Genomic DNA, 13,521 nt, shown 5'->3' on the forward strand with positions numbered 1-13,521 from the left:
GTGAGGGCAGTAGAAGGTAGGAACCGCATGGACCTCGGTCTCAAAAACAAACTCGCCGTCATCACCGGCGGCAGCGTCGGCATCGGCCTCGCCGTCGCGGAAGGCTTTGCCGCGGAGGGCGCCAATGTCCTGATCACGGCCCGGGGGGCGGAACGCCTTCATGCCGAGGCGGCACGGATCACCGCCAGATATGGCGTCGAGGCGCATGGCGTCGCGGCCGATGTCGCCACCGCCGAAGGCTGCGCCCGCGTGACCGCCGGCGCGGCGCAACTGGGCGGCGCCGATATCCTCATCAACAACGCCGGCACCGGCTCCAACGAGACCATCGCCGAGGCCGACGACGCCAAGTGGCAGTATTACTGGGACCTGCACGTGATGGCCGCCGTCCGCCTTGGCCGCGGGCTGGTGCCGCAGATGAAGGTGCGGGGCGGCGGCGCCATCCTCCACAACGCCTCGATCTGCGCTGTGCAGCCGCTCTGGTACGAGCCGATCTACAACACAACCAAGGCGGCGCTGATGATGTTTTCGAAGACCCTCGCCAACGAGGTGGTCGGCGACAATATCCGCGTCAACACCGTCAACCCCGGCCTCGTGCGCACGCCGGACTGGGTCAAGACCGCCAAGCAACTCGCCGGCGAAGACGGCTTCGAAGCGCATCTCCAGAGCGTCGCCGACGAAGCCGGCGGCATGAAACGCTTTGCCACCCCCGAGGAAATGGCGAATTTCTTCGTGTTCATCTGTTCCGACAAGGCCAGCTACTCCACCGGCTCGACCTACTTCGTCGACGGCGGCTGGCTGAAGACGGTCTAGCCGCGCGGCCGGGGCCCCGTGCCCTCTCCCCTGAGCTGAGAGGGCAGCGCCGCTAGGAGCGCAGCGACCTAGCAAAGCTAGGGTGAGGGGTTCAGCCTCTCAACACGCGCGCATCGAGCAGCTTCACACCAGACCGTCGGAGCGTGTGGCCCACCCCACCCTTGATCCCTCCCCATCAAGGGGAGGGAGACCACTTCAAGATTCGCGCAACACCATCAGTCGACTCCCCCCTTGTGGGGAGGGGTAGCGAGCCACCAGCTTTCCAGCTACTCCGCCGCCTCTGCCACTGCCTCACGCCGCTCGTCCCGGACGATCGTCCACACGATCGGCACGGTAACCAGCGGGACCAGCACGAACAGCCCGTAGAGCCAGTTCGACGCCCCGATCGTTGCCGCGGTCGTCCCCGCCGAGGCCAGCCCGGCAGCGTTGACGATCACCCCCGCGACCGCCGCACCCAGCCCCGCGGCGAACAGTTGGACCATAGAGATCGATGCCGAAGTCAGGTCGCCCTCGCCGGTCGGCGCCGCCTGCAGCAGCCTGGTCGAGACATGCGGCCAGGAGATGCCGATGCCGAGGCCGAGCAGCAGCAGCGCCACACCCACCGGCAGCAGCGGCAGCAATTCGCCAGCCGTGTTGTCGCGCCCGAGGAACAGCGCGAGCCCGAGCGTCGCCACCACCTGCAGCACCGGCCCCGCCATCAGCACCATGCGGGCGCGGGCGCCGGTCCAGCTCGAGGTCACCACTGAGCCGGAGCTCCAGCCGACGGCGACCAGCGCCACCATGTAGCCGGCGATCAGCGGCGGCTGGCCGTGCAATTGCTGGACGAACAGCGGCACGAACATGTCCGATACGATGGCGAGGTTGAGCAGCAGCATCGCGGCAAACAGCGGCGCGAGGCCGGAGCGCAGCGAGAACGTGCCGCGCGGGAACAGTCGGGTTTCGCGGCGCTGGTCGATCACGCCCAGCGCGATGATCGCCAGCACCGCGAGTCCGACCAGGAGCGCAGGCAGCATCGCGCCCTCGGTCAGGATGGATGCCACCGAGACGCCGAGCACAGCGCCGATCAGCAGCAAAATCTGTGGGATGGGGAAGGCCTGCATGCCCCGCTCGTTGCTCCGCGCCGGAATGACGCGGAAAGCGAGGAGGCCGAGGAGGCCTGCCAGCGGCACCAGTACGAAGAACGCCCAGCGCCAGGCATCGTAGCTCGCAAAGATACCGCCGATGGCCGGCCCGATCAGCGTCGAGACGCCCCAGACGCTGGAGATCAGCGCGAAGGCGCGGCCCCATAGCGCCTCCGGGAACACGATGCGGATCATGGCGTAGCTCATCGCCGTCAGCAGCCCCGCGCCAAAGCCCTGCACGGCGCGGCCGACAAGCATCACCTCCATGTTTGGCGCTGCCCCACAGATCAGGCTGCCGATGGCAAAGCCCATGGCGGCGAGCACATAGCTGCCGCGCGGCCCGATGCCGAACGGCCGGATGGCGGCGAAGATCGAGGCAATGATCGAGGCGACGATGAACACCGTGGTGTTCCAGGCGAACAGCTCGAGCCCGCCGACGTCGGCGACCACCGAGGGGAGGAGGGTCGAGCCGATGAACGTCTCCATCGCCTGCAGCCCGACGCCGCCCGCGAACACCGTCACCGCCAGTGCCCGGCCGCCCGAAAACAGGTCGCGCCAGCCGCTCTGATTGGTCGTCATGTCATCGAATCCTGTCTGGCTATCCAAGTCGTCGGGAAGGCTCTACAACCTGAAGTGCAGTTGAGGTAAAGGGGCAATCGACAGGATGGCACGCGAATTCAGCGTCGGACAGGTCGCGAAGCGCAGCGGACTCTCGGTCTCCGCACTGCATTTCTATGAGCGGAAAGGCCTGATCCGCAGCCACCGCACCTCCGGCAACCAGCGCCGCTACGACCGCGATGTGCTCCGCCGCCTCGCCATCGTGCGCATGGGCACCGAGCTCGGGATCCCCCTCAGCGAGGTGGCCGAGGCACTGGCGCGGGTACCCGTGGGGCACACTCCCTCGGCCGACGATTGGCGTGCAATGTCAGTGCTTTGGCACGAAAAGCTGGATCGGCGGATCGTGCTGATGACGCGCATGCGCGACGAGCTCAACGGCTGCATCGGCTGCGGCTGCCTCTCCACCGCCAACTGCCCGCTAATGAACCTCGAGGATCACCTCGGCCGGGAAGGCAGCGGCCCCCGCCGCCTGCTGCGCGAGGGCAAGGACAGCTACATCAGCTAACGGAACCGGGCAGGGCGCAAGCCGTTGAAAGGCAAGCGTCAACAAGGGCCTGCCATGGATTTCCTCACCACGATCGGCTTCGAGCCGACCCACACGCCGCAGCACATCATCCTCATCCGCCTCTTGATCGCCGCCATCCTCGGCGCCGTGATCGGCTGGGAGCGCGGCGCGGAAGCAGGGGCTGCCGCGGGGCTGAGGACGCACATCCTCATCGCGCTCGCCGCAGCGCTGTTCACCACGCTTGCCTTCGAGATCTATCACGAGGCCCTCGAGGGCGGCAGCACCAACCCCGACCCGATCCGCGCCATCGAGGCGGTGACGGCGGGCATCGCGTTCCTCGGCGCCGGCGCGATCTTCCAGCAGCGCGGCAGCATCCAGGGCCTGACCACCGGCGCCGGCATGTGGCTAGCGGGTGCGGTTGGTGTTACCGCCGCGCTCGGCTACTACCTCACCGCGCTGGCGGTTGCGGTGTTTGCCGTGATCGTACTCGCGGCCCTGCGGGCCTTCTCGCACCAGGTGGTCAGCGCCGGCAGCGGCGAGACCGGCAAGGGAACAGAGCCGAGGAACGATCGTTGAATCCCCCCAACCACAGGAGGCATTCATGCCCGCAACGTCAAAGGCTCAGCAGAAGGCGGCCGGTGCCGCGCTCTCCGCCAAGCGCGGCGAGACCAAGGTCAACAAACTCAAAGGCGCTTCCAAATCGATGTACGAATCGATGAGCGAGAAAGAGCTCGAGGAGTTCGCCGAGACCACGCGCAAGGGCCTGCCCGAGCACAAGGCCGCCAAGCACTAGCCTCACTCGATGGCAGTCGGGGGCGCCGGCAACTGCGGATCGGCGCCCTCGCCGAAGATCTGCTGGCCCTCATTGTCCCAGATGCGGACCACTTCGCAGCTCAAGAGGAAGTCCTTGGCGCACTCGGTCTTCACTACCGCCTCGAGGCTGGCCTGATCCTGCTGGTCGCAGACGAACTTGTGCCAGTGCGGGCCCTCGTTGTGCTGCATGAAGATGTCTGCCACCCAGCCGTGCGGATAGCACCACAGGTTCGGCGCGCAATCCTCGGGGCCCAGCCCGCTTTGCGCGACGCACTGGGCCACCGCGCAATCCATCGCGTCGCCGACGAATGGGCCGAAGCAGACCCCGAGGCCGGCTTCCGGGGCCTGTGACACGGCGACGCCGTTGAAGGCGGGCAGCACGAAGCTGTCCACGGCCTCTTCGTCCTGGGCAAGGACCGGGCTCGCGAGGAGGCAGAGCACGGCCGCCGCGAACATCGACATCTTCAGCATGGGAGGCCTCCAACAAAGAGGCGGCAGAGTGCGGTGATCCGCCCGAGGCGGTCAAGCGCTCCAAACCGGGAAGGCGGGGCGGCGTCAGGAGTTCGCGCCCCGCCTTTCCGTCGTATGGCGGCCGCCGCGTGAGGGACGCAGCGGACCGCCAACCGGGCTGGAACTTGGGGGTTACCAGCCCAGGCCGCCCGGTCGCCGCAGGGATATCGACGGCCGGTCGGTAGCTCAGTCATGGGACCGGAGGGTTCCAAGACATTAGAAGAGACGGGGAGCACATTTGGGAATGCAATCGCAGTGGCCTGCGTATGCAACGCGCTCCCCGCCAGGCACGTAACCTGTGGACGCAGTGATTACGTGCCGACCGCATCCAGGTGCTGGTTGCGCACCCAGAAACTGACGATGGCCGCCGCTTCGCGACGGTAGGAATTGATGTCGGCGTGGCGCTCGAACACGGCGTCAGCGCCGGCCGAGAGCAGGGCCTCGCGCGTTGCGCGCTCGAGGGTTGGGGCGATCGCGGCAATCAATAGGGCGCCCCCGTCCCGCATGCCGCGGAGCTTCATGATGAAGTCTCGGGTGGCGCTCGAAGACCGCTTGAGATCGACGATGACCAGGCCGGGGATGGTCGCACCGTCCTTATCGAGCAGCTTGCCGATCTCGGTGCCCGCCAAATCTTCGCCATCGAGCCAGCTTACGGAGGGCGCGCCATGGGCGAGCAGCATCCGGATCATCAGCCGGGCAGAATGTGGATCGTCGTCGACAAGCGCCATGAAGGGCTGGCCGGCACCAAGAGTGTCCATAATGGTTCCTTCTGGTCGCGTTGCACCGGCGGGCCGAAACTGGAGACGAACTAAGTAAACCTGCTGTGGGCCCCGGAAGTTCCGAAGACGCCCTGTTTTGCGTCATTTCCCACCGCACCGGGAACGATCCCGAAAAGCGGTTGTGCCGTCTTGCGACAGGCCGGGATATGAGGCCTGGAAGCTGGGCGCGATAGGCAAACGCACGTAACTCGGCCGTAGCGCCGCTTGCGATTAACATGTAAATCAAAGAGGGTTGGGGACGAGAGGTGCCGGTAGGAGAAGAGGTGGCGCACGCCATGCCGCCACGCGCGGAAATCGATGGTGCCCTGGCTCGCATCCAGGCGTGGCCCGGGCTTTCGCGTTCGCCGCAACTCGCGAAGTTTCTCAATTACATAGTCGAGGCGCGGCTCAACGGGAACGAGGCCGGCATCAAGGCCTATTCCATCGCCGTCGACGTGTTCGGCCGGCCGCAGAGCTTCGATCCGCAGAACGACCCGATCGTGCGGGTGCAGGCGCGGCGGCTGCGGGCGGCGCTGCGCGAGTACTACGCCGGCGAGGGCGCAGGCGAGACCGTCAGGTTTTACCTCCCCGTGGGACGCTATGTCCCTGAATTCGGCGCTTCGGGCGACGCAGGACCAGCTTCCGGCGGTGGATCGGCAGCGCCGCAGCGGAGCTGGACGCGCCAGGCCGATGCCCCCGGGAGGCCGTGGCTGGCGCGGCTCGACGATGTCGCACTGCTGGTGGTGTTGGTCGCCGTAGCGCTGGGCATTGCGTTGCTGCTGACGCAGGTGCTGGCGCCGCGGCCAACGCGGACCCCCGTGCCGCAGCCGCCGTCCGTTGCGGTGGCCGAGTTCACATCGGTGGCGGCGGGCGACACACCGGGAGCGAGCGTCGCGGGCCTGGCGGTGGAGCTGGTGACCGACCTGCAGCTCTTTCCATTCATCGACGCGGTGTATCTGCAGCGCGCCGGCCAAGCCGCGCCGCAGGACAACCCGGCCGCGTTCGAGCTGACCGGCATCGCGCGGGCCCAGGGGAGCGAGGAGCAGATCACCGCCAGCCTCAAACGCTCGGATTCGGACACCGCAGTATGGAGCAAGACCGAGAAGGTGCCGGTCACCGAGCTGCCCACCAGTATCGACCAGCTGTCGCAGGCCTTTGCCGACCAACTCGGGGCGCTCGACGGCCCGTTGCATGCCGATGCGATCAAATGGCTCGAGACCAACACGGATGTCGCCGGCAACGAGACCGAGTATGTCTGCGGGCTGTTGTTCACGCTTTATCGCGAGACCGGCAATGCCGACCGTGGGGATCGGGCGCGAAGCTGCACCACCGGTCTGCTGCGCAGCCAGCCCGATTCAGCGCTGGCGCTGGGAATGAACGCTTCGCTACTGCTCGACAGGGCGCTGCGGACCCAGCCGCCCGCGAGGCTCGATCCGGAACCTATGTCGGAGGCACAACGGCAGATCAGCCAGGCCCTCAAGCTGGCCCCTACCTCGAGCCCGGTGTGGCGGGAGTATGCGTTCTTTCTCGAGGACGTAGGCCGGTTCGGCGAATCGGAGGCGGCGTTCATCTCGGCGCTGCAACTCAACCCATCGAACCTTGACGCGCTCGCCGGCTACGGTCGGCTGCTGTCGCTGCGGGGCAAGTCCGACAAGGGAGAAAAGCTGGCCGACGAGGCGCTGCGCCGGGCCCTGTCGCCGCCTTACTGGTACCACGCGGCGCCGGCGGTCAACGCGTTGCGCGACGGGCACAATGCTTCGGCGCTCGCCCATGCGGAGTCGCTGGCCAGTGGCGATGCCGAGCTGGCTTCGGTAATCGGCACGGTCGCAGCGCGGCGGATGGGGTCCCAGGACGTGCTCAATCGCTACATTGCCCAACTGCTTGAGGTGACGCGCTTCCGCCGTTTCGGTATCCTGCCGGTGCTTCGCCAGCGGCTGGGCGATGCCGAACTACGCACTCAAATCGGCACCGAACTCGCCGCGGCGGGGATCGACAAGGCGGCGCTCAACGGGCCGTACTGACCGGCCTCACCCTGGTTGTTTCCGGAGTTATCATGTCCTTTCGCGCCCTCGTCACCAACCGGCTTTCCGAAGGTGGGGTGCGGAGTGGCGTCGAGACCCTTGCCGAGGACCAATTGCCCGACGGCAACGTGCTGGTGTCGGTGGAGTGGGCCGGGCTCAACTACAAGGATGCACTGTGCCTTACCGGGCAGGCAAACCTGGTGCGAACCTATCCGCATGTCTGCGGCGTCGATTTCGCCGGGCGCGTGGTGGAGAGCAGCGACGCGCGCTATCACCCCGGGCAGGCGGTGCTGCTCACCGGCTGGCGGGTAGGGGAGCTGCATTGGGGCGGCTATGCGCAGCGGGCGCGGGTCAATGCCGACTGGCTGGTGCCGCAGCCCAAGCGCTTCTCCGGCCGGACGACGATGATGCTCGGCACCGCGGGGCTTGCCGCGATGCTCGCGGTCAACCGGCTGCAGGCCGAGGGGATCCGGGCGGGCGAGGGCGAGGTGCTGGTGACGGGCGCGGGCGGCGGGGTGGGTAGCATCGCCATATTGCTGCTCAGCCGGCTGGGCTACGAGGTCGCGGCGCTGACCGGGCGGCCGGAACTCGCCAAGCGTCTGACACGGCTCGGGGCGAGCCGGATCGTCGCGCGCGAGGAGGTGCTTACGCCGACGGGCAAGGTGCTGGACAAGGAGCTCTGGTCCGGTGCGATCGATGCCGTGGGCGGGCCGCTGCTCGGCGAAGTGCTGAAGAAGGTGCGCTATGGCGGGGCGGTCGCGGCGATCGGCAATGCGGGCGGGCGGAACTGGGACGCGAGCGTCGTCCCGTTCATCCTCAGGAACATTTCGCTCTGCGGCATCGACACGGTGATGCAGCCCTACGAAGCCCGCCGCTCGGCCTGGGACCGGCTGACGACGCTGTTCGTCCCGTCGGCGTTCGAGCCCATGACAACGGAGGCGGGCCTCGAAGAGCTTCCCGGACTTGCGGAGCAGATGCTCCAAGGCCAGATCGCCGGTCGGGTGATCGTCAACCCACGGGATCCGCCGACCTGAGCTGAGCCGGGAGGTTTGGACTAGAGGGCAGCATCAACCGTGCCCGTCCGACTAGTGCAGCGACGCTTGCCTTAGTCGCCACCACCAGCGTCATCCCCGCGAAAGCGGGGACCTCCGTTTGCGATAGTGGCACGCAGGAAAACAGAGGTTCCCGCGTTTCGCGGGAATGACCCGGTGACTGGGATGGGTGCACTGCCTCAGGCAGCTTCCCCGAAATACTTCCCCGCCAGCCGCACGAAGGCGGTCCCGCGTTCCTCGAAATTCTTGAACACCTTGCCGGCGGTTTCGAGCTGGCCGTAGCTCGGCGCACCGGGGGAGAGGATCACCGTCTCGAACTTCGACTTGCGGCCAGCCAGTGCCTTCAGTGCATCCTCGAGCGTGCCGGCCTCGACCACCTCGATCTCGGGCGCCGCCGCATAGGTGAGAGTGGCGAGGCGGTCGCCGGTGACCGGCAGGCAGACCAGCACGGTGACGCCGCGCGGGCCCAGCAGATGGGACAGCTCCGAATAGTCCTGGTGCCGCTCATGACCGCCGGCGATCAGCGCGATGCGGGTGCCTTCGTAGGCGGCGAGGGCGGCCTTGGTGGCTTCGGGGGTGGTCGAAATCGAGTCGTTGACGAAGATCGTCTCGCCGATGCGATGCTCCTCAAGCCGGTGCGGCAGCGGCTCGAATTTGGCGATACCGCGGATGACGCCCTCGAGATCGGCGCCAGCCTTCAGGGCAATAGCAGCTGCCAGCAAGGCATTGTTCAGATTGTGTTCACCTTTGAGGCGCGAGCGCAGCGCAGCTGTGGCGATGCGGTCGTGGATGAAGGGGGCGAGGGCGGGGATAAGTCTTTTGGGGTCGCGCAGCGCTTCCATCACCAGCGGGTGGCCGAGGGCGCCGACGCCGAGGGCTACGGGGAAAGGGGCGTCGCGGTCGATGAGGTTGAGCTTGTCCGAATAGTAGCGCTCGACGGTCCGGTGCCAGTCGGTGTGCTCGGGCGAAAGGTTTGTAATTGCTGCGATATCCGGCGTGAACGAGATGTCGGCGGTCTGGTAGCTCGAGAGCTCGAAGACGACGATCGGGTGCTTGTCGGCGATCTCGAGGGGGGCGAGGCCGACATTGCCGGCGAGGCCGGCGTCGAGGCCGGACTCGGTGAGCATCAGATGCACCAGGGTGGCCGTCGTCGATTTCCCCTTAGTGCCTGTAATCGCTATGACGTTTCGGCCGGCGCGATAGGTTTCGCCCCACAGGTTGAGGTTCGAGGTGACGGCGATGCCGGCCTCGCGCGACATGGCGAAGATCGGCCGGTAGCGGGAGACGCCGGGGCTCTTGACGATGGTTGAAAACAGCCTCGATTCAACGGCTTGCGTCAGGTCGGCGGGGGCAATGAAGGTGGCGTCGTCGATGTCCGCCTCGCCGCTGTCGACGGTCACAAACACCTTTGTTTTCGGGGACTTAGCCTGCAAGAAAGCGCGGGTAGAGCGGGCCTCGCGGCCGGCGCCGTAGAGCAGGACGGGTTCGTCATAGCGCATGCGGGGCGACTCGCTCGAAGATGTCCTTCGGGATGAGATGTTCTGGGCTATCGATCATCAACTCGGCAAGCGCATCTTCGAGGCGCTGGCCGCCGTACTGGGCGAGGAGATCTGGCTTGAGCATTGAAACTATTGGCTCATCGGCCCATTCGGGCATCTTGGTGAGGGTGTAGAGACAGGCCGCCGCCTCCTCGATTTCCCCGACGCATTCCCACGGCTTCTGCCCCGCAAGGCCGGTCAATTCACGGAAAGACCGCTCATGTGATGGCTGGCTCAGCAGGTTCTGGCCGAAAATCTCGACAAGCCGCTGCTTCTCCATCACCGGAGCGAAAATCAGGAACACGAAGTGGCACTTGGGGCATTTGCCGCACCACAGCGGCCCGTCATGCCCGGCCAGCTTGAAGTTCTCGTTGCAGCTCGAGAACACATGGTCGAAGCGTTGGACCCGACTGAAAATGCGCGCAATCCGTGCCTCCGAGTAGGGGCGAAGCAAAGAGAAAAGCTGCAAACTTCTGCCAGTCGCGTGCTCGAGAATTGTGGCGATCAGCTGTTCGAAAGCGAGCGACTTCGAATGCTGATGATTCGCCTCCCGCCCATCGAACTCCATATTGCCCTCGCTGGCCGAGCGCTCGTTGGAGAGCACGATACGATTGTACGAGTAGAGCAGGGCGGCCAGCGCCGCGATCATCGAGTTGATGGCGGTCGAGGGGACATGGCCGTTGTAGTATCCGGGAACCTTCCCAAGCCGGATCATTTCAGGGTCGAGGGTGCGGGTCACATAGAGCGGGGGGCGGCCGATCCTGTCCACCGATCCGAGAATGGGGCCCTTGGGATTGACGGCGAAGGGGGTGAAATCCACTCCCGCGGCTTCCAGTAGCTGCAGGCTGACCAGCGAGTCCTTGCCGCCACCGATCGGCAGCAGGGCGCGGTCGGTGAGCACCGGCGGGACGATGGCCGGGCGGGCATCGTCCTCTGCCTCGATGCGGATGAGGCCGAAGCGCTTGAGGTCGTTGCGGGCATAGAACTCGCCTAGGCCGTTTTCATAGACATCGAGCGCAAAGGCGCGCTCCTCGCCGGTGAGCGGGAAGGCGGCGCGGATGACGAACGGGGCGCGCAGCTTGAAATAGCTGACGCCGAGGACGAGGGCGGTGAGGTCGAGGAGCTTGCCGAAAGACGTGGTCTCGGAGGCCGACGCATCGCTGCCCGGGGGAAACCGCAGCAGCTCGATGAACCGGAGATCACCGACGCCATAGCGGAACGTCGCGACGCCCGTCATCGCGTCGAAGGCGGGGGGCTCGATGGTGAAGGTCTCGGTCACTGTCAGTAGATCCGGAGGCTGAGTCTCAGCACAATATCGGTCGAGAGGCGCTGAAAGCCAAATTCGCGCAGCGTGCACTGCCAGGCGGTGCCGAGGCGCTGGATGGAAAAGAGGTTATAGCGTGCCGGATCGTGGCCGCCGCTATCGCCCTGCGCCGCGCCGGCGGCGGCGACGCCGACCACCGGTACATCGCCACGCGGTCCGGGGATGGCATAGATCGAGGACTGGTGGGTATGGCCGTGGAGGACCAGTTCCGCGCCCTGTTCGGCGATGACGCGGCGAAAGTTCTTGGCGCCGTAGAGGCCGAGGCGCCAGTGCCCCTGCTCCTGGTTGGGCGGATGGTGGATGAGGACGACGCGGAAATAGCCCCCGTCGCCGAGCAGCTTCAGGCAGCGGCCGAGGCGGGTGGCCTGCTCCTCTTCGAACCGGCCGGTGGCCATCCAGGGGAAGGTGGGCACCGCGCTGTTGCACGAGACGATGGCGACGTCGCCGACCCGGCGGACGAAGGGGAAGGCGTTCTCGTCGACCGTCTCGCCCATCACGTACCCGTCCCAGCGGTCGATGGCCTTCTGCAGTTGGCCGGTGATGTAGGCGTCGTGATTGCCGGGCGAGAGGCAGACCTGCTCGGGGCCGCCGAGGGTTGCGAGCCAGTTGTAGGCGGCGTTGATCTCGGCATCGAGGCCGAGATTGACGAGGTCGCCGGTCACTGCGGTGAAATCGGGGTTCTGCTCGCGCAGGTGCCGCACCAGCTTGGTGAGCCCATCGCCGGCGAGGGTATGCTCGCGCTTGATCTTCCAGTTGAGGAAGCCGGTAATCCGCTTGTTCATCAGGTCGCGCGCCCTGACGGGGGGGAGCGGCGCCAGGTGAATGTCGGACAGATGGGCAAGAGTTATCATTGAGGGGCGTAATGCCATGCGGCGCGCAGCAAGAAAATGGCCTAAATGCCGCTGTAACCAACTGAAGGTTAGCGAGGTCCAGAACCATGACCATGAGCCCCTGGCAGAGGATGCGGACTTCGGCACACCTGTTCCTCGTGGGCGTGAGGCGACGGATGGTGCTCGGCGCGCGGGCAGCGTTGCTGGACGGCGACCGGGTGCTGCTGCTCCGGCACACCTACATGCCGGGCTGGCATTTCCCCGGCGGCGGGGTCGAGCCGGGGGAGACGGCGGAGGAGGCGGCCCGGCGCGAGGCCGAGGAGGAAACCGGGTTGCGGGTCGAGGGACCGATGACGCTGCTCGGGCTCTACCTGCAGAAGCACGAGGCGACCAACCGCGACCACGTCGCGGTCTATGTGGCGCGCCGGCACCGGCAGGTGAAGCCATTCAGCCCGAACGGCGAGATCGCGGAGATCGGCTGGTTCGCCTTCGACGCGCTGCCGGAGGGGATCGATCCGGGGACGGCGCTGCGCATCGGCGAGATCACGGCCGGGACGCGGGATGTGCCGGGGCTTTGGTAGGGGCGGGAGGGATTCACGTGTGGCTACGGACAATTGCGTCCCCCGGGGCCGAACGGGCTGGTGGCCGCGGGGCGAGCGCGGGCATTGGAACAGGTGAAAGGGCAGGTACGCAGGGTTCCTTTTGCGCCAAGCGGACAGCTGCCAGGCCGCTTAGCGCCATGTGTGGACGGCTCCGTGTTGGCAAGAGCTTTGTTGACCTGGTGCACTGCTGGTCGGAGCTGCCATGTGTCCGGCCTTTGGATGCGGCGCTGGATGATGGCCGCTGGCCATAATGCTCTCCGCGGATCGGGTCCCGGTCAAAAGCCCGCGCTCGAGGCGCCCTGGCGCAAGTGGGTTGTCCCGGTCCTTGGGCCGACTGGCATGGGTGCGTTACAGGTCGTTGCTCTCTCCAACCTCGTGGCGCGGATCGCTCCGCGTGTTCAGATTCCTCAGATGGGCAGCGCTGCCCGATATGGCTCGCCGCGAGCCATCATGGCCCAGGCGATCCGCGCCATCTTGTTGGCTAGCGCGACCGCCGCGATCTTGACCGATCGGCGTTCCATCAGCTTCACCAGCCAAGGGTAACGAGTGTAGCCCAGTTGCTTGGCCCGTCTGATCACCGCGAGGGCGCCGACGACGAGCAGCTGGCGCAGGTAGCGGTTGCCGGCCTTACTGATGCTCCCCAGCTTCTCCTTGCCGCCGGTCACCGACGGCACCCGTCAAGCCGGCCTGACCCGCCCCGAAGTAGACCGGGGACGCAATTCTTCCAGCAAGTCGCGGTCAACTGCACCGAAGGCACGCAAATCTGTAGCAAATCGGCAACAGCCTGCGCCAAGCGAAAACGCCACCCATCAGCGTCATCGAACAGCGGTCGGGCCCGAAGTAGGCAGGCACGTAGTTCTTCCAGGAAATCGCAGTCAGCCGCACCTGAAGCGCGCAAATCTGAAGTAGCGCAGCAACAATCCACGCCAAACAACCTCGGCCTGGCGGATGGCGCGGCTCGCCTCGACATCGATGATGATCGCGTTGTCGGTATCGATCAGGTAGTTGGTGGCATAGGC

Annotated in this window: 14 protein-coding genes; 7 read left to right on the top strand and 7 right to left on the bottom strand. The window is 66.3% G+C overall.

Annotation, left to right across the window (positions count from 1 at the left end; genetic code table 11):
* Positions 1-27 precede the first annotated feature (27 nt).
* Positions 28-810 carry an SDR family oxidoreductase gene (locus JWQ89_RS03230; RefSeq protein ID WP_299638351.1) on the top strand — a complete coding sequence of 261 codons (783 nt, stop codon included), beginning with the start codon at positions 28-30 and terminating at the stop codon, positions 808-810.
* Positions 811-1,076: 266 nt separating this feature from the next.
* On the opposite strand, the gene JWQ89_RS03235 is transcribed toward JWQ89_RS03230, so the two are convergent.
* On the bottom strand, positions 1,077-2,510 hold the full coding sequence (locus tag JWQ89_RS03235) for an MFS transporter (RefSeq protein ID WP_299638352.1): 1,434 nt from the start codon (positions 2,508-2,510) through the stop codon (positions 1,077-1,079).
* 85 nt (positions 2,511-2,595) lie between these two features.
* Between JWQ89_RS03235 and soxR the strand changes: the two genes are divergently transcribed.
* From soxR to JWQ89_RS03250, 3 genes are read left to right on the top strand one after another with little or no spacing between them, the layout of a single operon-like run.
* Positions 2,596-3,054 (top strand): redox-sensitive transcriptional activator SoxR, encoded by a 459-nt coding sequence (soxR, locus tag JWQ89_RS03240; RefSeq protein WP_299638354.1) that lies wholly within the window; start codon positions 2,596-2,598, stop codon positions 3,052-3,054.
* A 54-nt stretch (positions 3,055-3,108) separates the two neighbouring features.
* A complete protein-coding gene (locus JWQ89_RS03245; RefSeq protein WP_299638356.1) occupies positions 3,109-3,630 on the top strand; it encodes an MgtC/SapB family protein in 522 nt (173 codons plus the stop codon).
* A 25-nt stretch (positions 3,631-3,655) separates the two neighbouring features.
* Entirely contained in the window at positions 3,656-3,847 is a 192-nt protein-coding gene (locus JWQ89_RS03250) for a DUF3008 family protein (RefSeq protein WP_299638358.1), read from the top strand.
* Positions 3,848-3,849: 2 nt separating this feature from the next.
* Here JWQ89_RS03250 and JWQ89_RS03255 read toward each other — a convergent pair whose 3' ends face one another.
* Both JWQ89_RS03255 and JWQ89_RS03260 read right to left on the bottom strand, forming a co-directional pair.
* Complete coding sequence (locus JWQ89_RS03255) at positions 3,850-4,338, bottom strand: hypothetical protein (RefSeq protein WP_299638360.1); 489 nt, start codon at positions 4,336-4,338, stop codon at positions 3,850-3,852.
* 350 nt (positions 4,339-4,688) lie between these two features.
* Positions 4,689-5,135: a hypothetical protein gene (locus JWQ89_RS03260; RefSeq protein ID WP_299638361.1), complete on the bottom strand. Its 447-nt coding sequence runs from the start codon at positions 5,133-5,135 to the stop codon at positions 4,689-4,691.
* Between the two features lie 296 nt (positions 5,136-5,431).
* Between JWQ89_RS03260 and JWQ89_RS03265 the strand changes: the two genes are divergently transcribed.
* Entirely contained in the window at positions 5,432-7,156 is a 1,725-nt protein-coding gene (locus JWQ89_RS03265; protein ID WP_299638362.1) for a hypothetical protein, read from the top strand.
* A gap of 32 nt (positions 7,157-7,188) precedes the next feature.
* Positions 7,189-8,190, top strand: coding sequence for an MDR family oxidoreductase (locus JWQ89_RS03270; protein ID WP_299638363.1), 1,002 nt, complete (start codon positions 7,189-7,191; stop codon positions 8,188-8,190).
* Between the two features lie 197 nt (positions 8,191-8,387).
* Here JWQ89_RS03270 and murD read toward each other — a convergent pair whose 3' ends face one another.
* The 3 genes from murD to JWQ89_RS03285 are packed head-to-tail and all read right to left on the bottom strand — an operon-like array spanning position 8,388 to position 11,939.
* Positions 8,388-9,707 carry a UDP-N-acetylmuramoyl-L-alanine--D-glutamate ligase gene (gene murD / locus JWQ89_RS03275; RefSeq protein ID WP_299638364.1) on the bottom strand — a complete coding sequence of 440 codons (1,320 nt, stop codon included), beginning with the start codon at positions 9,705-9,707 and terminating at the stop codon, positions 8,388-8,390.
* Complete coding sequence (locus JWQ89_RS03280; protein WP_299638365.1) at positions 9,697-11,025, bottom strand: hypothetical protein; 1,329 nt, start codon at positions 11,023-11,025, stop codon at positions 9,697-9,699. Before JWQ89_RS03280 ends, murD begins: the two co-directional genes overlap by 11 nt.
* 2 nt (positions 11,026-11,027) lie before the next feature.
* Entirely contained in the window at positions 11,028-11,939 is a 912-nt protein-coding gene (locus JWQ89_RS03285) for a metallophosphoesterase (RefSeq protein ID WP_366143960.1), read from the bottom strand.
* Between the two features lie 74 nt (positions 11,940-12,013).
* Here JWQ89_RS03285 and JWQ89_RS03290 point away from each other — a divergent pair, with 74 nt between their 5' ends.
* Positions 12,014-12,481, top strand: a complete 468-nt coding sequence (locus JWQ89_RS03290; protein ID WP_299638368.1) for an NUDIX domain-containing protein — start codon at positions 12,014-12,016, stop codon at positions 12,479-12,481.
* Between the two features lie 428 nt (positions 12,482-12,909).
* Here the strand turns inward: JWQ89_RS03290 and JWQ89_RS03295 are convergent, their stop codons facing one another.
* Positions 12,910-13,167, bottom strand: a complete 258-nt coding sequence (locus tag JWQ89_RS03295) for a transposase (protein WP_299638370.1) — start codon at positions 13,165-13,167, stop codon at positions 12,910-12,912.
* Positions 13,168-13,521 lie beyond the last annotated feature (354 nt).

This window comes from Devosia sp. (assembly GCF_028290645.1).
Classification (GTDB): Bacteria; Pseudomonadota; Alphaproteobacteria; order Rhizobiales; family Devosiaceae; genus Devosia_A.